General features: G+C 62.4%; 22 protein-coding genes. 17 read left to right on the forward strand and 5 right to left on the reverse strand.

Annotation, left to right across the window (positions count from 1 at the left end; translation table 11 throughout):
- Position 1: 1 nt before the first annotated feature.
- Both HU759_RS19575 and HU759_RS19580 read left to right on the forward strand, forming a co-directional pair.
- The gene (locus HU759_RS19575) at positions 2-832 is read left to right on the forward strand and encodes an ATP-binding cassette domain-containing protein (RefSeq protein WP_178111031.1); all 831 of its coding nucleotides are present in this window, start codon (positions 2-4) and stop codon (positions 830-832) included.
- Between the two features lie 4 nt (positions 833-836).
- Positions 837-1,334 carry an Lrp/AsnC family transcriptional regulator gene (locus HU759_RS19580; RefSeq protein ID WP_003192319.1) on the forward strand — a complete coding sequence of 166 codons (498 nt, stop codon included), beginning with the start codon at positions 837-839 and terminating at the stop codon, positions 1,332-1,334.
- Between the two features lie 536 nt (positions 1,335-1,870).
- On the opposite strand, the gene HU759_RS19585 is transcribed toward HU759_RS19580, so the two are convergent.
- The 4 genes from HU759_RS19585 to HU759_RS19600 all read right to left on the reverse strand — a co-directional run bounded on the left by HU759_RS19585 (position 1,871) and on the right by HU759_RS19600 (position 6,040).
- Positions 1,871-2,704 (reverse strand): TIGR03915 family putative DNA repair protein, encoded by an 834-nt coding sequence (locus tag HU759_RS19585; RefSeq protein ID WP_178929350.1) that lies wholly within the window; start codon positions 2,702-2,704, stop codon positions 1,871-1,873.
- Positions 2,701-3,921, reverse strand: coding sequence for a putative DNA modification/repair radical SAM protein (locus HU759_RS19590; RefSeq protein ID WP_017136266.1), 1,221 nt, complete (start codon positions 3,919-3,921; stop codon positions 2,701-2,703). Before HU759_RS19590 ends, HU759_RS19585 begins: the two co-directional genes overlap by 4 nt.
- 179 nt (positions 3,922-4,100) lie before the next feature.
- On the reverse strand, positions 4,101-5,438 hold the full coding sequence (locus HU759_RS19595; RefSeq protein WP_017136267.1) for a SidA/IucD/PvdA family monooxygenase: 1,338 nt from the start codon (positions 5,436-5,438) through the stop codon (positions 4,101-4,103).
- Positions 5,439-5,557: 119 nt separating this feature from the next.
- Positions 5,558-6,040, reverse strand: coding sequence for a sigma-70 family RNA polymerase sigma factor (locus tag HU759_RS19600; RefSeq protein WP_017136268.1), 483 nt, complete (start codon positions 6,038-6,040; stop codon positions 5,558-5,560).
- 257 nt (positions 6,041-6,297) lie between these two features.
- Between HU759_RS19600 and HU759_RS19605 the strand changes: the two genes are divergently transcribed.
- The 15 genes from HU759_RS19605 (at position 6,298) to HU759_RS19675 (ending at position 23,187) form a co-directional block, all read left to right on the forward strand.
- Positions 6,298-7,470 carry an efflux RND transporter periplasmic adaptor subunit gene (locus HU759_RS19605; protein WP_186618473.1) on the forward strand — a complete coding sequence of 391 codons (1,173 nt, stop codon included), beginning with the start codon at positions 6,298-6,300 and terminating at the stop codon, positions 7,468-7,470.
- Entirely contained in the window at positions 7,460-9,445 is a 1,986-nt protein-coding gene (locus HU759_RS19610) for a MacB family efflux pump subunit (protein WP_143521907.1), read from the forward strand. Before HU759_RS19605 ends, HU759_RS19610 begins: the two co-directional genes overlap by 11 nt.
- Positions 9,438-10,841 (forward strand): efflux transporter outer membrane subunit, encoded by a 1,404-nt coding sequence (locus tag HU759_RS19615; protein ID WP_186618475.1) that lies wholly within the window; start codon positions 9,438-9,440, stop codon positions 10,839-10,841. Before HU759_RS19610 ends, HU759_RS19615 begins: the two co-directional genes overlap by 8 nt.
- Before the next feature lie 100 nt (positions 10,842-10,941).
- Positions 10,942-11,700, forward strand: coding sequence for an alpha/beta hydrolase (locus tag HU759_RS19620; RefSeq protein ID WP_017136272.1), 759 nt, complete (start codon positions 10,942-10,944; stop codon positions 11,698-11,700).
- Positions 11,701-11,809: 109 nt separating this feature from the next.
- A complete protein-coding gene (locus tag HU759_RS19625; protein ID WP_017136273.1) occupies positions 11,810-12,577 on the forward strand; it encodes an FCD domain-containing protein in 768 nt (255 codons plus the stop codon).
- A 243-nt stretch (positions 12,578-12,820) separates the two neighbouring features.
- Positions 12,821-14,023, forward strand: a complete 1,203-nt coding sequence (locus HU759_RS19630; protein WP_176992528.1) for an ABC transporter substrate-binding protein — start codon at positions 12,821-12,823, stop codon at positions 14,021-14,023.
- A 57-nt stretch (positions 14,024-14,080) separates the two neighbouring features.
- Positions 14,081-14,941 carry a branched-chain amino acid ABC transporter permease gene (locus tag HU759_RS19635; protein WP_017136275.1) on the forward strand — a complete coding sequence of 287 codons (861 nt, stop codon included), beginning with the start codon at positions 14,081-14,083 and terminating at the stop codon, positions 14,939-14,941.
- Between the two features lies 1 nt (position 14,942).
- On the forward strand, positions 14,943-15,953 hold the full coding sequence (locus tag HU759_RS19640; protein ID WP_177034283.1) for a branched-chain amino acid ABC transporter permease: 1,011 nt from the start codon (positions 14,943-14,945) through the stop codon (positions 15,951-15,953).
- A complete protein-coding gene (locus tag HU759_RS19645) occupies positions 15,950-16,699 on the forward strand; it encodes an ABC transporter ATP-binding protein (protein WP_017136277.1) in 750 nt (249 codons plus the stop codon). The genes HU759_RS19640 and HU759_RS19645 overlap by 4 nt, the downstream gene beginning before the upstream one ends.
- Positions 16,699-17,394 carry an ABC transporter ATP-binding protein gene (locus HU759_RS19650; protein WP_017136278.1) on the forward strand — a complete coding sequence of 232 codons (696 nt, stop codon included), beginning with the start codon at positions 16,699-16,701 and terminating at the stop codon, positions 17,392-17,394. The genes HU759_RS19645 and HU759_RS19650 overlap by 1 nt, the downstream gene beginning before the upstream one ends.
- A gap of 14 nt (positions 17,395-17,408) precedes the next feature.
- A complete protein-coding gene (locus HU759_RS19655; protein ID WP_186618477.1) occupies positions 17,409-18,677 on the forward strand; it encodes a Zn-dependent hydrolase in 1,269 nt (422 codons plus the stop codon).
- Complete coding sequence (locus tag HU759_RS19660) at positions 18,674-20,074, forward strand: amidase (protein WP_186618479.1); 1,401 nt, start codon at positions 18,674-18,676, stop codon at positions 20,072-20,074. Before HU759_RS19655 ends, HU759_RS19660 begins: the two co-directional genes overlap by 4 nt.
- An 89-nt stretch (positions 20,075-20,163) precedes the next feature.
- Positions 20,164-20,418 (forward strand): hypothetical protein, encoded by a 255-nt coding sequence (locus HU759_RS19665; protein ID WP_017136281.1) that lies wholly within the window; start codon positions 20,164-20,166, stop codon positions 20,416-20,418.
- Positions 20,419-21,260: 842 nt separating this feature from the next.
- Positions 21,261-22,124 (forward strand): LysR family transcriptional regulator, encoded by an 864-nt coding sequence (locus HU759_RS19670; RefSeq protein ID WP_099549979.1) that lies wholly within the window; start codon positions 21,261-21,263, stop codon positions 22,122-22,124.
- A 58-nt stretch (positions 22,125-22,182) separates the two neighbouring features.
- Positions 22,183-23,187: a LacI family DNA-binding transcriptional regulator gene (locus tag HU759_RS19675; protein WP_026013875.1), complete on the forward strand. Its 1,005-nt coding sequence runs from the start codon at positions 22,183-22,185 to the stop codon at positions 23,185-23,187.
- On the opposite strand, the gene HU759_RS19680 is transcribed toward HU759_RS19675, so the two are convergent.
- Complete coding sequence (locus HU759_RS19680; protein ID WP_186617593.1) at positions 23,184-23,909, reverse strand: SDR family oxidoreductase; 726 nt, start codon at positions 23,907-23,909, stop codon at positions 23,184-23,186. The two genes, HU759_RS19675 and HU759_RS19680, sit on opposite strands and share 4 nt — an antisense overlap.
- Positions 23,910-23,919 lie beyond the last annotated feature (10 nt).

Below are 23,919 nucleotides of genomic sequence, written 5' to 3' on the forward strand. Positions count from 1 at the left end.
CATGAATCAGTCCGCGCAGGCCCTGGCCGCTTACCCTGTTGACGCCCCCGTTGCCAAACCGGCAACCGCTGCGATCAAGCTTCAAGTCGAAGGCATCCACAAACGTTACGGCGACCACGAAGTGCTCAAGGGCGTGTCCCTCAATGCACGCAACGGCGACGTCATCAGCCTGATCGGCGCCAGCGGTTCGGGCAAAAGCACGATGCTGCGCTGCATCAACTTTCTCGAACAGCCGGACGCCGGGGTCATCACCCTCGATGGCATCAGCATCGAAATGCGCCAGGGCCGCGCCGGCACCCGCGCGCCGCACCAGGAACAACTGCAAAACCTGCGCACACGCCTGGCCATGGTGTTCCAGCACTTCAACCTGTGGAGCCACATGACCGTGCTGGAAAACATCACCATGGCCCCGCGCCGGGTGTTGGACGTGAGCGCGGCAGAGGCGGAAAAACGCGCACGCCTGTACCTGGACAAGGTCGGCCTGCCCGGCCGCGTGGCCGATCAATACCCGGCGTTTCTGTCCGGCGGCCAGCAACAACGCGTGGCCATCGCAAGGGCATTGGCGATGGAGCCGGAAATTATTCTGTTCGATGAACCGACCTCAGCGCTGGACCCGGAACTTGTAGGAGAAGTCCTCAAAGTCATACAGACGTTGGCCGAGGAAGGTCGTACCATGCTGATGGTCACCCACGAAATGGGCTTTGCCCGCCAGGTGTCCAGCCAAGTGCTGTTTTTGCACCAGGGCCGAGTCGAGGAACAAGGCGGCGCCGAGATCCTCGACCATCCCAACAGCGAACGCTTGCAGCAATTTCTTTCCAACCGTTTGAAGTGAACTCATGGATACCAAGGCCAACGGACCCCACTCTTCGCCCACGCTGGACCGCATCGATGAGGCGATCATCGACGTGTTGCGCCACCAGGGGCGTATCACCTACGAAAAGCTTTCCTCGCTTGTACACCTGACACCCAGGCCGTGCCTGGAACGGGTGCGCAAGCTGGAGCGACGCGGGGTGATCCGTGGCTATGGGGCGATCATCGATGTGCAGATGGTCTCGCCAGGGCTGTCGCTGCTGGTGCTGGTGGCCTTGTCCAATCAGAGCGGGCGCTCGGCGCAGAAGGCCTTTGAGGCCTGCGTCAAAGCCTGCCCGCAGGTGTTCGAGTGCCAACTGATCAGCGGGCCGTTCGACTACAGCTTGCGCATGCGCTGCCGGGATATGGAGCATTACCGGGTGCTGACGGAGACCTGGTTGAACAACGATGAGCTGCACATCGATAAGTTGGTGGCGCACCCGGAGTTGGCGGTGGTCAAAAACACCGCGACCGAACTGGCCTGAAACCCACGCTAGATCGTTCCCACGCTCCGCGTGGGAATGCATCCTGTGACGCTCCGCGTCACGACCTCAAAGCGGACGCGGAGCGTCCAGGGCGGCACTCCCACGCAGAGCGTGGGAACGATCATCGAGCCAGCTCCCACATTTTTAACTGTGCCCGCTTGAGATTTTCTTGCCCGGCCTGGCCCCGATCAGCTTCGCCTGCCCATAGATCGTTCCCACGCTCCGCGTGGGAATGCATCCAGTGACGCTCCGCGTCACGACCTCAAAGCGGACGCGGAGCGTCCAGGGCGGCATTCCCACGCAGAGCGTGGGAACGATCATCGAGCCAGCTCCCACATTTTTAACTGTGCCCGCTTGAGATTTTCTTGCCCGGCCTGGCGCCAATAAGCTTCGCCTGCCCATAGATCGTTCCCACGCTCCGCGTGGGAATGCATCCAGTGACGCTCCGCATCACGACCTCAAAGCAGACGCGGAGCGTCCAGGGCGGCATTCCCACGCAGAGCGTGGGAACGATCATCGAGCCAGCTCCCACATTTTTAACTGTGCCCGCTTGAGATTTTCTTGCCCGGCCTGGCCCCGATCAGCTTCGCCTGCCCATCCTTCTGCTTGCCCGTGCGCGCCTCGCTGATCAACCCCGGTATCAGCTTGCCCTCCGGCAGATTCTTCCAGAACCGGCTGGGCAAATGCCCTTCCATCACTTTGGGGTTCAACCGCGCCGGGTTGAAGATATGGCTGTAATAGGTCAGCCACATCGCGCTGTGTGGGTCTTCGATATTCTGCGCCAATTGTTGCCATGCTTCAGGGCACTGGCGTTGATGAATCAACTGCTCACCGTCGTAATACACACCGTCCAAGGGCGTTGCGATCATCCAGCGATGGCGGCCCATGCGCCCGACAAAATGCTGGCTGGCGGACTTCAAGATGTCATGGGCCGGCTCATGCCACGCCACATACTCCGGCAGTTGCGGCCCAGCCTCTGCTGGCAAGGCAATAAACCGTACAAACGCATGCAGGTGATGGGCCTCGCGGCTGACCTGTTTGATGCGCCGCTGTAACTCACTGCCCAACTTGTCCCCGGCCAGCATCGCGGTGCGGTCGCCATGGCTGACACGCCACAACACCTCATACAACAGGCTCCAACGCTGATCACCGTGGTAACACGCGGCCGATTCCAACAACTCCAGCAACGCCTTGGGGATTCGTGCCTGAAACGGCCCGAGCTGCTCAGGCACAGGCACGTCCGTGGCAAACAGGTCCGCCACTTCGGCCTCGCCCCAGCTCACCTGGCTGGGGTCGACCTGATGGCTGAGCAGCCAGCGCGCCTGCTCGCGCCAGGTGCTGAAGAGGTTGTCGCATTCCAGGCTGATCATCCCCACAGCCCCATCTGTTGCGGCTGCGGGCGGTCGCGCAGTTGCTCGCGCAGCAACACGCTGGTGCTGTCCGCCTGTTGCGGGTGGTAGTCGCTGGTGATGAAAAACGGCTTGGCCTTGGCCAGCACGCAACGCATGCGCGCCAGGTCTTCAAAGCGAATTTTGCGTTCGCGGCGCAGGTCGACCAGGCGCTGGGTGGTACGCAGACCAATGCCGGGGATACGCGCGATCAGCGTGGGTTCGGCGCGGTTCAGGTCCAGCGGGAACACCTCGCGGTGCTCCAGCGCCCAAGCCAGCTTGGGGTCGATATCCAGCGCCAGATGGCCTGGGCCTTCGAACAGCTCATTGGCGCTGAAACCGTAACTGCGCAGCAGAAAGTCGGCCTGGTACAGGCGGTGTTCACGCATCAGCGGCGGCGCGGCCAGCGGCACACTTTTGGGGCTGTTGGGGATGGGGCTGAACGCCGAGTAATACACGCGCCGCAGCTTGTAGTTGCCATACAGTGCCTCGGCACCGTGCAGGATGGTGCTGTCGTCGGTGTCATCGGCGCCGACGATCATCTGCGTGCTCTGCCCCGCTGGCGCAAAACGCGGTGCGCGCGGTTCGTTGAACACCGTCTGCTCGCCGGTGTAGATGGTCTGCATGGCTTGCTTGATCGAGCCGATCTGCTTCTCCGGCGCCAGGGTTTGCAGGCTGGCGTCGGTGGGCAACTCGATGTTCACGCTGAGGCGATCGGCATAACGCCCGGCTTCGACGATCAGCGCAGGGTCGGCTTCGGGAATGGTCTTGAGGTGGATGTAACCGCGAAAGTCATGCTCTTCGCGCAACAGTTTGGCGACTCGAACCAGTTGCTCCATGGTGTAGTCGGCCGAGCGGATGATGCCGGAGCTGAGAAACAGCCCGCTGACGCAATTGCGTTTGTAGAAGTCCAGGGTCAGGGTAACCACCTCCTCCGGGCTGAAACGCGCACGGGGCACGTCGCTGGAGCGGCGGTTGACGCAGTATTGGCAGTCGTACAGGCAGAAATTGGTGAGCAACACCTTGAGCAACGACACACAACGCCCGTCCGGCGTGTAGCTGTGGCAAATGCCCATGCCATCGGTAGAACCCAGCCCGGCCTTGCCCTCGGAGCTGCGCTTGGGCGCGCCACTGCTGGCGCAGGAAGCGTCGTACTTGGCGGCGTCGGCGAGGATGCTGAGTTTTTCGATCAACTGCATGAAGGGCTACCGATACTGGTTTTTTGTACAGTACCAATAGCCCGACGTTGTCACAAGTGCCGTCTGTAGGAGCGCGCCTTTTGTGGCGAGGGAGCTTGCTCCCGCTGGGCTGCGAAGCGGCCCCAAAAACGTGCGGGCGCTACGCACCCGAGCGGGAGCAAGCTCCCTCGCCACAGTAATCAGCTGGCAGTGGCCAGCAGTAAATCCTGCACCGAGCGCGCCTTGCCACGGTGACGATCGTTTTCATACAACGAGGCGGCAATCTCATCGGCCCGAATCGGCAGTACCGACAGCAAGGTGTCGCTCAAACCATGGCTGGCCTGGCTGAACCCCTGGATATAGATACCGGCCTTGCAGCGCTCGTCGGTGACGATCCGATAGTCGCGGGCCACTTCGAAGTCGCCCATATAGGCTTGCAGGGGCGCCAGCAGTTCGCGGTGCATCTGGCGCTCATAGCCGGTGGCCAGGATCACCGCATCGTAATGGCTCACGCTGGTGTCGCCGTTGGCGTTGTTGCGCAGCACCAGTTCGATGCCCAGCGGCCCGGCCGTGGCTTGCTCGACCACGGTCATGGTGCGGAAGGCCTGGCGGTTGATACCGGAGACTTTCTGGCGGTAAAAAATCCCGTAGATGCGCTCGATCAGGTCCAGGTCGACCACCGAATAGTTGGTGTTCTGGTACTCGGCCACCAGGCGCTCACGCTCGGCGCCGACTTGCTGGAACACCAGGTCGGTAAAGGCCGGCGAGAACACTTCGTTGACGAATGGGCTGTCGTCCGCCGGTTTGAGCGCCGAACCGCGCAGGATCATGTCCACCTGCACCGACGGGAAGCTGTCGTTGAGGTCGATAAAGGCTTCGGCCGCGCTCTGCCCGCCGCCGATGATGGCAATGCGCATAGGCTTGCCGTCCACGCACGGCTGCTGGGCCATGCGCTCGAGGTATTGGGAATGGTGAAACACCCGGCCGTCGTCCTTGAGCGCCTTGAACGCCTCCGGCACACGTGGCGTGCCGCCGGCGCTGACCACCACCGAACGGGTGGTGCGCACATGCTGTTCGCCCTGGGCATCACGGGAAATTACGCGCAACGCTTCAACCTGCTGCTGGTGCAGGATCGGCTCGATGGCCAGCACTTCCTCGCCATACCGCGCCTGGGCCTGGAACTGCCCGGCGACCCAGCGCAGGTAGTCGTTGTACTCCATGCGGCACGGATAGAAAGTGCCCAGGTTGATGAAGTCCACCAAACGGTCGTGGGCCTTCAGGTAGTTGACGAACGAGTACGGGCTGGTGGGGTTGCGCAGCGTCACCAGATCCTTGAGGAACGAAATCTGCAGTTCGCTCTGGGTGACCAGGGTATTGCCGTGCCAGCGGTAGTCGGCCTGCTTGTCGAGAAACACCACGTCCAGTTTGCCCTGGGCTTTTTCACGCTCCTGCAGGGCGATGGCCAGCGCCAGGTTCGAAGGGCCGAAACCGATCCCGATCAGATCGTGAACCGCGGGCGAAGCAATTGCCTGTGTCATTCCAGTGTCCTCTGGATAAGCCCCTTGGCGGTGGGGCGGGAATACCTGCAAAGCCTGAACAACAGGCCATGTGTTGATAGGAAACGAGGACAATGAAATAAAATTTAACTGATCTGTGATCAGTGCGCGTCCCACTCACGCATGCGCACCCGGCAATGCTTCATGGCGTTGACGATATGTTTTTCCACCAGGCTGCGGGAAATGCTCAGGCGCTCGGCGATCTGCGGGTGAGAAAGGCCGTCGAGCTTGCGCAGCAGGAAGCTGTCTCGGCAGGCGCTGGGCAGCTCGGCCAGGGCACGTTCGAGCAGGGCCAGGCGCTGGGCCTGATCGTGGCTGGCGTGGGGCGAACTGGTGGCGAAGCGTTCTTCGCTGTCCAGCACCTCCAGCGGCTCGGACTGGCGCAAGGCATTGCGCCGATGGCCGTCGATCACCAGGTTCAGCGCAGTACGGTACAAAAACGCGCGCGGCTGTTCGATCGGCGTGTCGCTGGCGCGCTCCAGTACTCGCACGTAGGCGTCATGCACCACATCTTCGGCCACCTGACGGTTGCCCAGCTTGGCGTTGAGGAAACACACCAGCTCGCGATAGTAGTTTTCCAACATGACTCCCGACCGTCTGGGGGGACGGCATCAGTTCCTTGAGTGCTTACGAAGACAGGCCATGGATGATGGCAGTTTGAGTGCGTGCAATTTATAGTAATTCTCATCTACTTTTAAAGAAGTCTTGCATCAACCGTCGATTTTTTTATTCGACAGAGCTGTTACTACCTATGTAAGCGCCTAAATCGTCGGGCAATTTTCTCGTATAACTGTCAGCCCTCCGCTAACTGCGGTCCACACTTCCCGGCTGGAACCAACGCATGAAACGCCCTCGCCCCGCCCGACGCGCCCTGCTGGTTGTCGCGTGCCTGATTCCCATCGTTGCCCTGGCGGCCTGGCAGATACTGCCGCCGGGCCGCGACAGCCTCGCCACTGTCACCGTCACTCGCGGCAATATCGAAAACAGCGTCACGGCGCTGGGCACCCTGCAACCACGCCGGTATGTCGATGTGGGCGCACAGGCATCCGGGCAGATCCGCAAGATCCATGTCGAGGCCGGTGACCAGGTCAAAGAAGGCCAGTTGCTGGTCGAAATCGACCCGGCCACGCAGCAGGCCAAGCTCGATGCCAGCCGCTATGCCATCGACAACCTCAAGGCCCAGTTGCAGGAGCAGAAAGCCCAGCACCAACTGGCGCGCCAGAAATACCAGCGCCAGCAACGCCTGGTGGCCGGCAACGCCACCCGCGAAGAAGACGTGCAAACCGCCAAGGCCGAGCTGAGTGCCACCCAGGCACGGGTCGACATGTTTCAGGCGCAGATCCGCCAGGCCCAGGCCAGCTTGCGCAGCGACGAGGCCGAATTGGGCTATACACGCATCTTCGCGCCGATGAGCGGCACGGTGGTGGCGGTGGATGCGCGGGTCGGCCAGACCCTCAACGCCCAGCAGCAGACCCCGTTGATCCTGCGTATCGCCAAGTTGTCGCCGATGACCGTATGGGCCGAGGTCTCCGAAGCCGACATCGGCCACGTCAAACCCGGCATGACCGCCTATTTCACCACGCTCAGCGGCGGCGGCCGGCGCTGGACCAGTACCGTGCGCCAGATCCTGCCGATCCCGCCCAAGCCCCTGAATGAAACCAGCCAGGGCAACGGCAGCCCCAGCAGCACCAGCAAAAGCGGGAGCGGTCGCGTGGTGCTCTACACCGTGCTGCTGGATGTGGACAACGCCGACAATGCCCTGATGGCCGAAATGACCACCCAAGTTTTTTTCGTCGCCAGCCAGGTCAAGGATGTGCTCACCGTGCCGGTTGCGGCCTTGCTCGGCAGCCACGGCAGCGACACGCAAACGGCCCGCGTGGTGGCCAAAAATGGCGCCATTGAGGAACGCGAGGTGCGCCTGGGCATCAGTGACCGTTTGCGCGTCGAAGTGTTGGACGGCCTCAGCGAGGGCGACCACGTGTTGATCGGCCCAGCCGACGGCAATGGGGGTTGAGTTGACCACGCCGCTGATCGAACTCAAGAACATCCGCAAATCCTACGGCGGCGGTGACAGCCCGCAGGTCGACGTGTTGCGCGGCATCGACCTGTCGATCCACGCCGGGGAATTCGTCGCCATTGTCGGCGCCTCCGGCTCCGGCAAGTCCACGCTGATGAATATCCTCGGCTGTCTCGACCGCCCTTCCGAGGGCGACTACCTGTTCGCCGGCGAAAACGTCGCGCACCTGGGCAGCGACGAACTGGCCTGGCTGCGCCGCGAGGCCTTTGGGTTTGTGTTCCAGGGCTACCACCTGATTCCGTCCGGTTCGGCCCAGGAAAACGTCGAGATGCCGGCGATCTATGCCGGCATCAGCGCCACCGAGCGGCATGCCCGCGCCAAGGCCCTGCTCACGCGCCTGGGCCTGGCCGACCGCACCGCCAACCGCCCGCACCAACTCTCCGGCGGCCAGCAGCAACGGGTGTCGATCGCCCGCGCACTGATGAACGGCGGGCATATCATCCTCGCCGACGAACCCACCGGCGCCCTCGACAGCCACAGCGGCGCCGAGGTGATGACGCTACTGGACGAACTGGCGAGCCAGGGCCATGTGGTGATCCTGATTACCCACGACCGCGAAGTCGCGGCGCGGGCCAACCGCATCATCGAGATTCGTGACGGCCAGATCATCAGCGACTCGGCGCACAGTGACACCCATGTACCGGTCACGGCCAACAGCGACGCGCTGCAAGCCGTCGACCTGCGCCAGCGCCTGGCCGACGGTGCCGAGCACAACGGTGCCTGGAAAGCCGAACTGCTCGATGCGGTCCGCGCGGCCTGGCGAGTGATGTGGATCAATCGTTTTCGCACCGCGCTGACGCTGCTGGGGATCGTGATTGGCGTGGCGTCCGTGGTGGTGATGCTGGCCGTCGGCGAAGGCAGCAAGCGCCAGGTGATGGCGCAGATGGGCGCGTTCGGCTCCAATATCATTTACCTCAGCGGCTCCTCGCCCAACCCGCGCACGCCGCCGGGTATCGTGACCCTCAACGATGTCGCGGCACTGGCGATGTTGCCCCAGGTCAAGCGCATCATGCCGGTCAACGGCAACGACGCGGGGGTTCGCTTTGGCAACCTGGATTACCTGGCCTATGTGGGTGGCAACGACGTCAACTTCCCCGAGATTTTCAACTGGCCGGTGGTCGAGGGCAGCTATTTCACCCAGGAAGACGAGCGCGCCGGCGCCACCGTCGCGGTCATCGGCCACCGTATCCGCGAAAAGCTGTTCAAAAACGTCGCCAGCCCGATCGGCCAATACATCCTGATCGAAAACGTGCCTTTCCAGGTCATCGGCGTCCTCGCCGAAAAAGGCTCCGCCTCCGGCAATAAAGACAGCGATGACCGGGTCGCCATCCCGTATACCGCCGCCAGCGTGCGCCTGTTCGGCACTTATAACCCCGAATACGTGGCGATTGCCGCCGCCGATGCGCGCAAGGTCCATGAGGCTGAAATGGCCATTGATCAACTGATGCTCAAGCTGCACAACGGTAAACGTGACTACCAGTTGACCAACAACGCCGCGATGATCCAGGCCGAAGCCCGCACGGCCAACACGCTGTCGCTGATGCTCGGTTCGATTGCGGCGATTTCCCTGCTGGTGGGCGGGATCGGTGTAATGAACATCATGCTGATGACCGTGCGTGAACGCACCCGCGAAATAGGCATTCGCATGGCCACCGGCGCGCGCCAGCGCGACATCCTGCGCCAGTTCCTCACCGAGGCGGTGATGCTCTCGGTAGTCGGCGGCCTGTTCGGCATCGCCCTCGCGCTGCTGGTGGGCGGCGTGCTGGTACTGGCCGAGGTGGCGGTGCAATTTTCCCTGGTGGCGGTGTTTGGCGCGTTTGGCTGTGCGCTGGTCACCGGTGTCGTATTCGGCTTTATGCCGGCCCGTAAAGCTGCCCGGCTCGATCCGGTTAAGGCGTTGACCAGTGAATAAACGATCTTCCCTGCTGGGCGTGTGCCTGTTGCTCAACGCCTGTACCGGCAACCCGCCGAGCGTCGACAGCGGCCTCGCGCCGCCGCCCGCCTGGCAGTACGCCGAACGCGATGCCACGCAGGCGACCAACCAACGCTGGTGGACACACTTCGGCAGCCAGCCGCTCAACCGCCTGATCGACCAGGCGCGACGCGACAGTTATGACGTGGCCGCCGCCATGGCACGCGTGCGCCAGGCCCAGGCGAGTGCGGTAATTGCCGGGGCGCCGTTGTTACCTGAGGTCAAGTTCAACCTCACCGCCAGCCGTGAAAAACTGCTGCGCGGCAGCGGCAATGCCTCCTTGGACGCCACCGACAGCAACAAGACCGTCGACAGTTTCGGTGCCAACCTCTCAGCCAGCTATGAACTGGACTTCTGGGGCGGCCGCGTTGCCGCCCGCGACAGCGCCCTGCAAAGCCTGCGCGCCAGTAAGTTCGACCAGGCCACCGTGGAGCTGACCCTGCTCAGCAACGTCGCCGACCGCTACGCGCAAACCCTCGCCGCGCAGCAACGCCAGCAGATCGCCGAGCTGAACCTGGCCAATGCGCGCAACGTGCTGGACCTGGTGCAAACCCGCTACAGCGCAGGCTCCGCCACCGCCCTGGAGCTGGCCCAACAGAAAAGCCTGGTGGCCGGCCAACAACGGCAATTGCCGCTGATTGCGCAAGTGGCCGAAGAATCGCGGATCACCCTCGCCGCCCTGCTCGGTCAACCCGTACAAGCCCTGGACCTGGGCACCGAGCCGTTCCAGGCGCTGACCTGGCCAAGCATTGGCCCGGGCGTGCCGAGCCAATTGCTCAGTCGTCGCCCCGACCTGGCCCGCGCCGAGGCGCAACTGGCGGCGGCCAGTGCCGACGTCACGGTGGCACGCGCAGCGATGCTGCCCAGCGTAACCTTGGGCGCGACAGTTGGCTCCGGTGCCTATAAGGCCGAAGACATCCTGCGCAGCCCGTTCTACAACCTGACCTCGGGGCTGGTCGCGCCGATCTTCAACAATGGCCGATTAAGCGCCGAGCGCGACAAGGCTCGCGCCCGCCAGGATGAACTGCTGCAAACCTATCGCGGTGCGATCATCAACGGCTTTGCCGATGTGGAGAAAGCCCTCAGCAGCATCACGCGCCTGGACCAGCAACGCCAATGGCAGGCCGAGGAGCTGCAACAGGCCCAGGCCGCCTTCCAGATCTCCGAGAGCCGCTATCAGGCAGGCGCCGAGGACTTGCTGACGGTGCTGGAAACCCAACGCACCTTGTATGCGGCCCAAGACTCGAACGTGCAACTGCGGCTGTCGCGTCTGCAAGCCAGCATTGCCTTGTACAAAGCGCTGGGCGGCGGCTGGGATACGCAGATCCGACAATAAAACTGTAAACTCCTACACAAAGCGTTTATTCGCCCTACATTCTTCGACCCTGGGTCCTTGGTAAAAAAGCCGTCCTCATACGGCAGCCCGGACCCTCCTGATGAAACCCAGCGTTCTGGTAAAAAACCTGGCGTGTATCGGCCTCTGGCTGATCGCCGGCCAGGCGTTGCCCGAGCCGCTGATCGCGCCGACCGCGATTGACTGGCTGCTGGATTGCCCCTTCCCCGCCCAGGAGCGGCCGGACCCCGAAGTGCTGGAACGCACCCAATGCGCCAGTGTGAATGTGCCCCGCGACTATGCCGCGCCCAAACGCGGCAGTGTGCGCCTGGCCCTGACCCGCGTGGGCGCCCGCCAGCCGCTCAGCCGTGAAGGTGTGGTGTTTATCCAGGGTGGCGAGCCGCCAAAGGGCCAAGGCGCAACCTTCGCCCTGCACCTGACCAGCCGTTGGGAGTCCTATGCTACACAGGCCTATCGCACCTTGACCAACCGCTATGACGTGATCGAACTGAGCCCCCGTGACCTGAGCCAGCCCAGCGGCGTAGAGCAAGCGGCGCGTGATATGGAGTATGTGCGCGCCCAACTCGGCGAGGCCCAGCTCAATTACCTCGGCAACGCGCAGGCCACCCGCCTCGGCAGCCGCTATGCCGCGCTGTTTCCCGAGCGCGTCGCACGCATGGTGCTGGTCAATGCCGAGCAGGCCGAGCCGGTCGCTGCCGGCATCGAGCAATTGCTGCTCAAAGAGCCAGCCCGGCCTGGCACCGCCGCCGGGTGCATTAACCGCTGGGTTGGCGATTTTCTCGTATTCGGCAAACAGCCGCCCGCGTCCACACGCTGCCTCGACCTCGGCAGCTGGGAATAACCCGCGCATTTGCGACCACTTCAGGCCGAAAACGACACCTTGCGTTGACGCTCCGGCTCAATCGTTATTAAGTGCTATTAATCCGCATTAATAGGATCAATAGAACAGCATGCTCAGCCGCCCGCTACGACGCAAACGCCAGAAGCTTTCCGATGTGATTGTCGAGTCGGTCAAACGCTCGATCGTCACCGACGCGCTCAAGCCCGGCGACCGCCTGCCTACCGAGCGCGAGCTGATGGAAAGCTTCCAGTGCTCCAAAGGCTCGGCCCGTGAAGCACTCAAGGCCCTGGAAGTGGAAGGCCTGGTGAGTACACGCACCGGCCCCAGTGGTGGCGCCTACCTGAACCAGGCCGGCACTGAACCGGCCAGCCGCGCGTTGCGTAACTACCTGCACTTCCAGCACCTGGATGGCGAGCAGGTGTACCAACTGCGCAAGGTCATCGAGGTAGAACTGGCAGTATCGGTGCTGGGTCGCTTGAGCGAAGACGACTATCAAGCCCTGCAAGACAACGTGGATTTTTGCAGCGCCCCCGAAGACAGCGAAGCCGGCCAACGCGAACAGCGCCTGGCGGAACTGGAATTCCATAACCTTTTGGCCAAGGCCTGCCCCAACCCGCTGCTGAGCTTTATGGCGCAGTTTCTCAACGACCTGTTGCGCGACCTGGTGGTGCTGAAAAAAGCCTACAAACCCAAGCGCAAACAGTTTGACGCGGCCAACCTGGACTATCACAAGCAGTTGCTGCTGGCCTTTCGCGCCGGTGATGAAACGGCCGTGCGCAACCTGATGCATGAACATATGTGCGACGCCGAACACCACATGACGGCGCTGGAAGGCGAGGTCAGCCCGCACTTTTTGCTGGAGTTTGATCACTCCTAAAAACACCCAGGATCCAAACTGCAAACCCATTCAATGTGGGAGCTGGCTTGCCTGCGATGCAGACACCTCGGTGTTTCTGTCAAACCGGGTCGATTCCATCGCAGGCAAGCCAGCTCCCACACTTGAGCCGGTTCCAACCGTTACACCGTTTCACCCAATTCAATAACAGGCCTGCCCACAGGCCCTTGCTCCACCGTATCGCCCTTGCCGCTCCTGCCAATAACTAAACCAGGGAGTCACCCCATGCAGCGTCGTACGTTGTTGAAAGCCAGTCTTACCGCCGCAGCCGCGCTCAGCCTTCCGCTGAGTGTGCGCTCTGCATTCGCCGCCGAGCCTTTTACCTTTTACGGCCTCAAGTCCATGTCCGGCGCGTTTGCCAGCTATGGCAAGTTTGCCGACATGGGTTCGCGCCTGGCGGTGGAACAGCACCCCGAGTTACTCGGCCGCCCGCTCAACTACAAGGTCATCGACACCGAAGGCAATGCCGGCAAAGCCGTGCGCAAGGTCCAGGAAGCGATCCAGCAGGACGGCGCGCGGTTCTTCCAGGGCTGCACGTTGTCGTCCTCCGCGCTGGCGGTGGCCAAGGAAGTCGACAAAGTCGGCGGCGTGTTCATGACCCCGGTGGGCGCCGATGAAGTCACCGGCAAAGACTGCAACAAGGCGACCTTCCGCTGGTCGGTGCCCACCTACGGCGCCATCCGCGAAACCATGCTGCCGCTGATCAAGCTGCTGCCCAACGCCAAGCGCTGGTACACCATCACCCCGCAGTACGTGTTTGGCGAAGCCTTGCTCGAAGGCGCGAAAACCGTGCTCAAAGACAACGGGCTGGAACACGTCGGCAACAGCTACCACTCATTGCAGGAACAGGAATTCTCCGGCTACCTGACCAACGCCATCGCCGCCAAACCCGATGTGCTGGTACTGCTCAACTTCGGCAGCCAGTCGTCCAACACCCTGCGCCAGGCGGTGAACTTCGGTATCAAGGAGCGCATGAAAGTGCTGCTGGTATGGTCTGCCGGGCTCGACCAGTTCCAGGAACTGGGCAGCGACGTGCTCGAAGGCGTGTACCTCGGCGCCCAGTATTGGCACCAGGTCGACACCCCGCTCAACCGTGAACTGGTCAAGCTCACTCAAGCCAAATACGGCATCAACCCCACCTACCCGCTGGCGGCTGATTACATCAGCACCAAAGTCATGCTGGAAACCATCATCAGCACCGGCAGCTTCGACGGCCCGACCGTGGCCAAAGCCCTGCAAGGCTTGAGCTACGAAGGCCCGACCGGCAAGGAGTCGATCCGCGCCGGCGACCATCAGGTGATCAAGGATTACTACCTGCTGATCGGCAAAGCCACCGGCGACATGGCCGACAAGGACGACCTGGCCAAGGTGCTCAGCGCCGGGCAATCGTTCCCGCCGGTCGAGGCGACGGGCTGCACGCTCGCCTGATCCCCTGAATTGCTTAGCGCAGGGCCGCGCGAGCGGCTGCCTGCCGAGGGTTTCTGCATGCTTAATCTTTACCTGTTCCAGATCCTCAACGGCCTTGGGTTGGGGATGATCTACTTCCTGATCGCGGTCGGGCTGACGATCATTTTCGGCCTGCTCAACTTCGTCAACTTCGCCCACGGCGCGTTCTTTCTGCTGGGTGCGTACATCTGCTACACCGCCGTAAGCCTCACCGGCAACTTCTGGCTGGCGCTGCTGATCGCGCCGCTGGTGGTGGCCGCACTGGCGTGGGTGATCGAGCGATTGTTGATCCAGCGGATTTATCACTTGCCACACATGTTCCAGATTCTGGTGACCCTGGGGATCGCGCTGATCATCCAGGAAGCCAGCGTGATGATCTGGGGCCCGGTGGGCAAAAGTGTCGCCGTGCCTGAACTGCTGCGCGGCGTGCTGGTGGTGGGCGACTTCGTCTACCCCTACTACCGCTTGTTCCTCATCGTGTTTTCCGCGCTGATCGGCCTGGCCTTGTGGCTGCTGCTGGAGCGCACGCGCTTCGGCGCCCTGGTACGCGCCGGCAGTGAAAGCACCGAAACCGTGTCGCTGCTGGGCACCAATATCTTCCGTCTGTTTTCCATGACCTTTGCCCTTGGCGTGGCCCTGGCCGGTGTCGCGGGTGTGCTGTTTGCACCGTTGCGCGGCGCGCAACCCTTTGTCGGCCCGGAGATCCTCGGCGTGGCCTTCGTGGTGGTGGTGATCGGCGGCATGGGTTCGTTCAGCGGCGCGCTGGTCGGCGGTTTACTGGTGGGCGTGGTGCAAAGCCTGATGACCACATTCTGGCCCCAAGGCGCGAGCCTGATGATCTACGGCGCGATGGCCGTGGTGATTCTGGTGCGCCCTTACGGCCTGTTCGGGAGAGCCTGACATGAGCGAGAAAAACCCCCTGCCGTTTGCCAAAACCCAATCCAAAGCCATGTTGCTGTGGGTGCTGGCGGTGCTGATCGGCTTGCCGTTGATTCTGCCCTCGGCCACCCTGGCCACCGAGATCCTGATCTTTGCCCTGGCCGCGCTGGCCTGCAACCTGTTGCTGGGCTACACCGGGCTGTTGTCGTTTGGCCAAGGCATCTTCTTTGGTGCCGGTGCGTATTGCGCGGCGCTGCTGATGATCCACCTGCAACTAGGCTTGTTCACGGCATTACTCGGCGCCGCCTTTGCCGGAGGGTTCCTGGCCTTGCTGGTCGGCGCGCTGGCAATCCGGCGCACCGGCATTTACTTCGTGATGCTCACATTGGCGTTCAGCCAGATGGCCTACTTCGTCGCCTACACCTTGAGCGACTGGACCGGCGGCGACAACGGCCTGCTCAGCGTGCCGCGCCCGGAGATCCGTCTCGGTGACACCGTGCTGCTGTCGCTGGCCGATGCCCGGGTGTTCTATGGCTTTGTCGCGGTGCTGTTCCTGCTGATCTTTATCGGCGCGCGCCGAGTGATCGCCTCGCCATTCGGCAGCACCTTGATGGCGATCCGCGAAAACGAAACCCGCGCCTCGGCCATCGGCTATGACACGCGCCACTTCAAGATCCTGGTGTTCGTGCTGTCCGGCGCGGTCACCGGCATCGCCGGGGCGCTGTACGCGATGCTGCTGCACTTTGTGCCGCTGTCGAACATCGACCTGGCGATGTCCGAGAACATCCTGATCATGACCATCGTCGGCGGCACCGGCTCGCTGTTCGGCTCATTGCTGGGCGCAGGCTCCATCGTGCTGTTGGGGGACTTCCTCTCCGACCTGTGGCCACGCTGGCTGATGCTGCTGGGTGTGATCCTGATCTTTGTGGTGATCTTCATGCGCGGCGGCTTGTGGGGCGGCCTCGCGTCGTTGTTCGAACGGGTACGCGGCAGCCGCAAGACCGCCGTCGTCGCCAAGGAGGAAGGGCTATGAGCATCCTGCTGGAAACCAAAGACCTGGAACTGGCCTATGGCGCGTTCCATGCGGTCAACGGCGTCAACCTCAAGGTCGAAGCCGGCACCATTCACACCATTATCGGCCCCAACGGCGCGGGCAAGACCAGCCTGTTTCACTGCCTCACCGGCGAGCGCCAGGCCACCGCCGGGGCGATTCATTTTGACGGCAAGAACCTGATACGCAAACCGGCCCACGGCCGTGTGGGCCTGGGCATGGCGCGCTCGTTCCAGCTCACCAGCCTGTTCCAGAACCTCAGCGTGCGCGAAAACCTGCGCCTGGCCGCCCAAGGCCGCGACGGTGCGCGGGCGCTGAACTTCTGGCGCCGCGTCGACAGCAAGCGCGAGCACCTGGAGATGGCCGATCAAGTGTTGGAGCGTCTGCAACTCACCCGTCGCGCCGACACCCTGGCGGGCGAGTTGTCCCACGGCCAGCAACGGGTGCTGGAAGTCGGCATGTCGATTTGCTCCAAACCCAAACTGCTGATGCTCGACGAACCGACGTCGGGCATGGGCATCGATGACATTCCGATCATGACCCAGCTGATCAGCGACCTCGGCCGCGACCACACGGTGCTGTTGATCGAACACAACATGAGCATTGTCATGTCCATCAGCCAACGCATCACCGTGATGAGTCACGGGCAGATTCTGGTGGAAGGCACGCCGGAATTCGTGCGTGCCGATGAGCGTGTGCGTACGGCTTATCTTGGGGAGGCTGCCTGATGCTGATTGTCGAGAATATCCATTCCTACTATGACAAGAGCCATGTGTTGGAAGGCGTGTCGCTGACCGTCAACCCCGGTGAACTGGTGACGCTGCTGGGCCGAAATGGCGCGGGCAAGACCACCACGCTGCGCAGCATCCTCGGGATTATTTGCCCGCGCCAGGGCCAGATTCACTTCAACGGCCAGGCGTTGGTGGGCCAGAAGATCTTTGAAATCGCCCGTCAGGGCTTGGCGCTGGTGCCGGAGAACCGCGGGATTTTCCGCCTGCTGACGGTCGAGGAAAACCTGCGTATCGCCGTGCGCAAGACCAGCCGCTGGCAACTCGAAGACGTGTACGGCATGTTCCCGCGCCTCAAGGAACGGCGTAAAAACGCCGGCCACGCACTGTCCGGCGGCGAGCAACAGATGCTCGCCATCGCCCGCGCGCTGCTCAACGACCCCAAGCTGCTGATCCTCGACGAACCCACCGAAGGCCTGGCGCCGGTGATCGTTGACGAGCTGGTGAAAATCCTGCGCAAGGTCAAGGACGACGGCCTGCCGGTGTTGCTGGTGGAACAGAACCTGATGGTCTGCGACAAGCTCGCCGACCGCCATTACGTGCTCGAACAGGGCCGCGTCGTATACGAGGGCAGCGCCGCTGACTTCCGCGCCGACCCGACCATCAAGAACCGCTACCTGGCCCTGAGTGCCTGACCGGAGATTTGCACATGAATAGTTTTGCGCAACCGCTCAAGAGCAATGCCCCGTTGATCAACCGCGACCGCTTGTGGCAATCGTTGATGGACCTGGCTCAGCTCGGCGCTACGGTCAAAGGCGGCGTGTGCCGCCTGGCGCTCACCGACCTCGACCGCCAGGCCCGCGACCTGTTTGTGCAATGGTGCGAGGCCGCCGGGTGCAGTGTCAGTGTCGATGCCATTGGCAATATCTTTGCGCGGCGTGCCGGACGCAATCCCGCCCTGCCCCCGGTGATGACCGGCAGCCATATCGACACGCAGCCCACCGGCGGCAAGTTCGATGGCTGCTACGGCGTGATGGCCGGGCTGGAAGTGATCCGCACCTTGAATGACCTGAATATCCAGACCCTGGCCCCCATCGAGGTGGTGGTGTGGACCAACGAAGAAGGCTCGCGCTTCCCGCCGTGCATGATGGGTTCCGGGGTGTTTGCCGGCAAGTTCGACTTGCAGGACACCCTCGACAAACTCGATGACCAAGGCCTGTCCGTGGGCGCCGAATTGCAGCGCATCGGCTACGCCGGCTCCCGCGCGGTGCTTGGCCACCCGGTCGGCGCATATTTCGAGGCGCATATCGAGCAAGGCCCGGTGCTGGAAGACCGCGCCACCACCATCGGCGTGGTCATGGGCTGCCTCGGCCAGAAGTGGTTCGACCTGACCCTTACCGGCGTCGAAGCCCACGCCGGCCCAACGCCCATGCACCTGCGCAAGGACGCCCTGGTGGGCGCCGCCGAAGTGGTCAGCGCGGTCAACCGCATCGCCCATCAACAGCAACCGCACGCCTGCGGCACGGTCGGTTGCCTGAACCTGCACCCCGGCTCGCGCAATGTGATTCCAGGCCAGGTGCACATGACCATCGACCTGCGCCACCTGCATGCCGACAAACTGCAAGCCATGGTCGATGAAGTGCGCGGCGTGATCGAAGCCACCTGCGCCCGGCATGGCCTGACCTTTGAACTGACGCCCACCGCCGACTTCCCGCCGCTGGACTTCAACCCAGCCTGCGTCAACGCCGTGCGTGACGGTGCGCAGGCATTGGGCTTGAGCCACATGGACATCGTCAGTGGCGCCGGGCATGACGCGATTTTCGTCGCCAAACTCGGCCCGGCCGGGATGATCTTTGTGCCGTGCGAAGGCGGCATCAGCCATAACGAAATCGAAAACGCCGCGCCGGATGACCTGGCAGCGGGCTGCGCGGTGCTGTTGCGCGCCATGGTCAACGCGGCGCAGGGAGAGGTGGCATGAGTGAGATTGGCCAACTGACGGCGGTGCAACTGCTGCAGCATTTTCGCGACAAGACCCTGTCACCGGTAGACGTCACTGAAGACGCTCTGCTGCGGATCGAGCGCTATAACCCGGTGGTGAACGCCTATTGTCACGTAGACCCTGAAGGCGCATTGAACGCTGCGCGGGCCTCGGAACAACGCTGGTTGAAAGGTGAACCCTGCGGCGCACTGGACGGCGTGCCTGCCTCGATCAAAGACCTGACGCTGACCATTGGCATGCCCACCCGCAAGGGTTCGCGCACCTCCTCTGCCGACGGGCCGTGGGATGTGGATGCGCCCTTCTCGGCTTTTATGCGCAAAGCCGGCGCGGTGCTGCTAGGTAAAACCACCACGCCGGAATTCGGTTGGAAAGGCGTCACCGACAACCCGCTGTACGGCATCACGCGCAACCCGTGGGACACGCGCACCACAGCGGGCGGTTCGTCGGGTGGCGCCGGTGCGGCGGCGGCGCTGAACCTGGGCGTGCTGCACCAGGGCAGCGATGCCGGTGGCTCGATCCGCATTCCCTGTGCGTTCACCGGTACGTTCGGCATCAAGCCAACTTTCGGGTATGTGCCGCAGTGGCCGGCCAGTTCCATGACGATTTTGTCGCACCTGGGGCCGATGACCCGCACGGTGGAAGACACGGTGCTGATGCTGCAAACCGTGGCCCAACCGGATGCGCGTGATGGCCTGATCGGGGCGCCGCGCCATACGCCGTGGTTGCCGGGCGCTACGGATTTGAAGGGTTTACGCGTGGCCTACAGTCCCACGTTCGGGTATGTGGACGTGGCCCCACAGGTGGCCAAAGTGGTCGCCCAGGCGGTTGAGGGTTTGGTACAGCTGGGGGCGCATGTCGAGCAGATCGACCCAGGTTTCAGCGATCCGCTGGAGGTATTCAGCACCTTGTGGGCAGCCGGTGCGGCTCGCCTCACGGGTTCCATGAGTGATGCGCAAAAACAATTGCTGGACCCTGGTTTGCTGCGTATTGCCGAACACGGCCAGCAGTTGAGCCTCGGCGATTTTAACGACGCCCTTGAAGCCCGTGCGGCGTTGGTGGCGAGGATGGCGGCGTTTCATGAGCATTACGATGTGCTGGTCTCGCCGATGATGCCGATTACAGCGTTTGCAGCTGGGCATAATGTGCCGCCGGGTTCGTCGATGAAAGCGTGGATGGAGTGGACGCCGTTTACTTATCCCTTCAATTTGACGCAGCAACCGGCAGCTTCGGTGCCCTGCGGGTTGGCAGCGAATGGTTTGCCGGTGGGCTTGCATGTGGTGGGTGCGCGGTTTGCGGATGAGCAGGTGTTGAGGGTGTGTCAGGCCTATGCCAAAGCCTTCCCTACTGAACACCTTGAAGCACCGCGGGTGCTCTGAACACTGCATGTGCGGTCGCATCCGGCTTATAATCCGCGCTTCATTTTTTGTTGCGCGGGTTGTTTTAGATGCTATTTACAAGGACTTTTATGGCGAGTGCAGTGCTCGCCGTCCTGCCGGTTATGGTCCATGCCACAGCGTTGGACTTGAGCTACGAAGCGCCTGTGCTTGAGGCGGTGCCACACGATGCACCGGCGACGGCCAAATCGTTGTTCCCGGTTCAGACCCAGGCGCCGGTGACGTTTGAGTACAAGTGCAAGGGGCCGCGTTGTCAGTATGAGGATGACCTGGAGCAGCGGCACGAAGACCAGACCACGCAAAGCTGGTCCATCGGTATTCACTAGGGTTCGGCCTGCCTTGGGCTGAAATGCAATCATCAACTGTGGGAGCTGGCTTGCCTGCGGTAGCGGTTTGGCGGGGTGTTTGGTCGGGGTACATATCCATTGCTGCGGTAACGGCGGCCTATGGTTTCGCTCTTACAGCGACTCACTTTTCGAAGGACCGAAAAGTAAGCAAAAGGTCCTCGCCCCAACACTCGGTGCCTCGCTGTGGCTCGGCATGCCCGCAATCCGCCAGTGATTTGGGGGGCCGCCGCGATGGGCCATCCTTGGCCCAGCGCGGCTAAACCGGCATCCCTGCCGGTTTACCCCCCAAATCCCTGTCGAATTCCGGCCATCGTGTTTGACGGGGCGATTTCAGATCAAGATCAAAAGCGCAGATCAAAAGACCGCTGACTTCGTCATCGAAAAGGATGTAAGGGCCAGAGCAACAGCAACAGCAACAGCAACAGCAACAGCAACAGCAACAGCAACAGCAACAGCAACAGCAACAGCAGAGCCATACTCGGTCAAAGGTGGGAGCTGGCTTGCCTGCGATGGCATCAACTCGGTGTGCCTGATGTACCGAGGTGTCTGCATCGCAGGCAAGCCAGCTCCCACAGAAAAGCAGATCCCAGGTGTATGCAAATCCGCTTTTCGCTTTTGATCTGAGGCGCCCCATCAACCACAATGGTCGAACGCAGGCTTGAATCCGTGGGTAACCCGGCAGGACGCCGGGTTAGCCGCTGTAAGAGCGGAACCATAAGCCGCCGTTACCTAAATAACGGATATACACCCAACAACCCCACACACACGCCAGCTTCGAGCACATTCCATTACACTGTCCCCCATTCATCCCCGGGGGCTTCATGGACATCGAACTGGCACGCACCTTCCTCGAAATCACCCGCTGCGGCAGCCTGGCCGCGGCAGCCGAGAAACTGCACGTCACCCAGACCGCCATCACCGCACGGGTCAAAAGCCTGGAAAGCCAGTTGGGCAGCACACTGTTTGTGCGTAACCGCGCAGGCGCCAGGCTCACCGCCGATGGCGAAGCGTTTGTGGTCTACGCCAACCAATTGCTGCAAACCTGGGAAGCCGCCAAGCGCGACCTCCCGCTGCCCGATGGCTACCGCAATGTGCTGCATATCGGCGGCGAAGTCAGCCTGTGCAACCCGTTGATGCTCGGCTGGGCCAAGGCCTTGCGCGAACAGATCCCCGGCCATGCGCTGCGCACCGAAGTGCGTGAAGGTGAATACCTCTTGCGCCAACTGGAACTGGGCGTGCTCGATGCCGCGCTGGTATTCCAGCCGCAATACTGGCCTGGCCTGCAGGTCGAGCAAGTACTGGAAGAAAAACTGATCCTGGTGCAGTTAACAAGCAAACCCGCCCCTTACGTGTATATCGACTGGGGCCCAGGCTTTCGCCAGCAACACGACGCCGCGCTGCCCGACAAAGCCCGCGCCGCGTTGAGTTTCAACCTCGGGCCGCTGGCCCTGCAGTACATCCTGGAGAACGGTGGCGCCGGGTACTTCCGCACGCGGGTGGTGCAAAGCTACCTGGACAGCGGCGTCATGCAGCGCGTCCCGAAAGCGCCGGAATTCAGCTTCCCGACCTATCTGGTCTACTCACGGGCGCGGGATTCGGCGGTATTGCAGCAGGCGCTGGGGCTGCTGCGCGAGGTGGTCAAGGCCGAAAGCGACTGGTCACAACGCTGGGACCCGCTGATTTGAATCACCCTACGCCCGCGCGCATGCTAGCCTGCGGATGTTTCCCAGCGCAGCCTTACCGATGAACAAGAAAAAGTCCGTCACCATCAGCGACATCGCCGAACGGGTGGGCATGACCACCATCACGGTGTCCCGCGCACTGAGCAAGCCCGACCTGGTCAAGCCCGCCACCCTGGCGCGCATTCTCGAAGTGGCGCGCGAGCTGGACTACGTGCCCAATGCCTTCGCACGCGGGCTCAAGCGCAGTGAAAGCCTGATCATCGGCGTGATCACCGCCTCCGTCGACAACCCGTTCTACAGCGAGATGATCAAGGCGATTTCCCGCGAGGCGAAGAAGCACGGCTACACCATCATGCTGGTGGACACCGATGAGCTGGAAGAACTCGAAAGCAAAGCCGTCGATACCCTGCTGGGCTATCGCGTGGCGGGGATTATCTTGTCGCCGGTCTCGGACGAACCCAGCTACCAACCCGACTATCTGGAGCGCCTGGGCAACGGCAAAACTCCGGTGGTGTTGCTCGACCGCACGATCCACGACAGCCCGTTCAGCCGCGTGGTGCTCGACAACTACCACAGCGGTATCCAGGCGGCGCACTACCTGCTGCGCCAGACACCCGACCTTAAACGCCTGCTGGTGCTGACCGGCCCGGAGCACTCACGTATCACCGTGGAGCGCCTCAAAGGGTTGCGCGAAGTGCTGGCTGAACACCCCCATGTTCAGGTCGAAGTGCAGGCCGGTGACTACACGCTGATGCCGTCTTACCTGCACACTCTCGACTACCTGGCCGAGCACTCGGCGCCCGATGCAATCATGGGTTTCAACCAGTTGATCACCCTCGGCGCCCTGCGTGCCTTGCGCATGCACAACATCGCCCACGACAGCCTGACCATTTGCGGCATCGACCGCCTGCCCTTCGCCGATATCTTCGGCGTGCCGATCGCCTGCGTGGCCCACGACGCCTCACTGGCCGGCAGCAGCGCGGTACGCCTGCTGCTTGACCGCTTGCAAGACCCGTACAAGCCACGGGACAAAGTGGTGATCGCCGGCGTGCTGGAAAACGGCTAGCGGCTGGTGTAGCCGCCATCGATCGGCAGGCTCACGCCGCTGATCATGCTGGCGGCATCGCTGAGCAGGAACAGCACCGGCAATGCGACTTCCACGGTTTGTGCGAAACGCCCCAGCGGAATGGCCGCCAGCGCCGGGTCGCGTTTGGCCGGATCCGACCAGGCCTTTGTCGCCATTGGCGTAAGTGTGACCGTGGGGTTGACGCTGTTCACACGAATGCCAAAGCGCCCCCACTCGGCGCACTGCACGCGGGTGATCGCGTCCAGCGCGGCCTTTGAGGCGCAGTAGCCGAGGTGATCGTCCAGCGCCACCAGTGACGCCTGGCTTGAGACATTGACGATGCTGCCGGGGATTTTCGCTTCGATCATTTTTGCCGCCACTCGGCTGGCGACCTGTGCGGCGGCGCGGGCGTTGACCTGCATGACCTGATCGAACGCATCCGCGCTGATGGCGGCGGCGGGTTCCAGGCGTGAGATACCGGCGCAGTTGACCAGGCCGTTCAGCGGCGGCAAGTCTGACAGGGCTTTGTCCAGGGCGATGCTGTCGGCGATATCCACGCATAAGCTGTTGCAGCCCAGCTGTGCCAAGGCTTGCGCGTCGCGGCCGAGGGCGAACACTTCGGCACCGGCGGCAATCAGCTGTTGAGCGATTTCGCGACCGATGCCGCTGCTGGCGCCAGTGACGAGAATGCGCTGGCGGGTGAAGTTGAAGGTGGTGGTCATGGTCACTTCT

It is taken from the genome of Pseudomonas sp. OE 28.3 (assembly GCF_014268205.2).
In the GTDB taxonomy this organism is placed as follows: domain Bacteria; phylum Pseudomonadota; class Gammaproteobacteria; order Pseudomonadales; family Pseudomonadaceae; genus Aquipseudomonas; species Aquipseudomonas edaphica.

What these genes read in the sequence shown, in the direction of transcription:
- HU759_RS19575 (WP_178111031.1), top strand. Translation starts at nt 2, where the DNA reads ATGAATCAGTCCGCGCAGGCCCTGGCCGCTTACCCTGTTGACGCCCCC.
- HU759_RS19580 (WP_003192319.1), top strand. Translation starts at nt 837, where the DNA reads ATGGATACCAAGGCCAACGGACCCCACTCTTCGCCCACGCTGGACCGC.
- HU759_RS19585 (WP_178929350.1), bottom strand. Translation starts at nt 2,704, where the DNA reads ATGATCAGCCTGGAATGCGACAACCTCTTCAGCACCTGGCGCGAGCAG.
- HU759_RS19590 (WP_017136266.1), bottom strand. Translation starts at nt 3,921, where the DNA reads ATGCAGTTGATCGAAAAACTCAGCATCCTCGCCGACGCCGCCAAGTAC.
- HU759_RS19595 (WP_017136267.1), bottom strand. Translation starts at nt 5,438, where the DNA reads ATGACACAGGCAATTGCTTCGCCCGCGGTTCACGATCTGATCGGGATC.
- HU759_RS19600 (WP_017136268.1), bottom strand. Translation starts at nt 6,040, where the DNA reads ATGTTGGAAAACTACTATCGCGAGCTGGTGTGTTTCCTCAACGCCAAG.
- HU759_RS19605 (WP_186618473.1), top strand. Translation starts at nt 6,298, where the DNA reads ATGAAACGCCCTCGCCCCGCCCGACGCGCCCTGCTGGTTGTCGCGTGC.
- HU759_RS19610 (WP_143521907.1), top strand. Translation starts at nt 7,460, where the DNA reads ATGGGGGTTGAGTTGACCACGCCGCTGATCGAACTCAAGAACATCCGC.
- HU759_RS19620 (WP_017136272.1), top strand. Translation starts at nt 10,942, where the DNA reads ATGAAACCCAGCGTTCTGGTAAAAAACCTGGCGTGTATCGGCCTCTGG.
- HU759_RS19625 (WP_017136273.1), top strand. Translation starts at nt 11,810, where the DNA reads ATGCTCAGCCGCCCGCTACGACGCAAACGCCAGAAGCTTTCCGATGTG.
- HU759_RS19630 (WP_176992528.1), top strand. Translation starts at nt 12,821, where the DNA reads ATGCAGCGTCGTACGTTGTTGAAAGCCAGTCTTACCGCCGCAGCCGCG.
- HU759_RS19635 (WP_017136275.1), top strand. Translation starts at nt 14,081, where the DNA reads ATGCTTAATCTTTACCTGTTCCAGATCCTCAACGGCCTTGGGTTGGGG.
- HU759_RS19640 (WP_177034283.1), top strand. Translation starts at nt 14,943, where the DNA reads ATGAGCGAGAAAAACCCCCTGCCGTTTGCCAAAACCCAATCCAAAGCC.
- HU759_RS19645 (WP_017136277.1), top strand. Translation starts at nt 15,950, where the DNA reads ATGAGCATCCTGCTGGAAACCAAAGACCTGGAACTGGCCTATGGCGCG.
- HU759_RS19650 (WP_017136278.1), top strand. Translation starts at nt 16,699, where the DNA reads ATGCTGATTGTCGAGAATATCCATTCCTACTATGACAAGAGCCATGTG.
- HU759_RS19655 (WP_186618477.1), top strand. Translation starts at nt 17,409, where the DNA reads ATGAATAGTTTTGCGCAACCGCTCAAGAGCAATGCCCCGTTGATCAAC.
- HU759_RS19660 (WP_186618479.1), top strand. Translation starts at nt 18,674, where the DNA reads ATGAGTGAGATTGGCCAACTGACGGCGGTGCAACTGCTGCAGCATTTT.
- HU759_RS19665 (WP_017136281.1), top strand. Translation starts at nt 20,164, where the DNA reads ATGGCGAGTGCAGTGCTCGCCGTCCTGCCGGTTATGGTCCATGCCACA.
- HU759_RS19670 (WP_099549979.1), top strand. Translation starts at nt 21,261, where the DNA reads ATGGACATCGAACTGGCACGCACCTTCCTCGAAATCACCCGCTGCGGC.
- HU759_RS19675 (WP_026013875.1), top strand. Translation starts at nt 22,183, where the DNA reads ATGAACAAGAAAAAGTCCGTCACCATCAGCGACATCGCCGAACGGGTG.
- HU759_RS19680 (WP_186617593.1), bottom strand. Translation starts at nt 23,909, where the DNA reads ATGACCACCACCTTCAACTTCACCCGCCAGCGCATTCTCGTCACTGGC.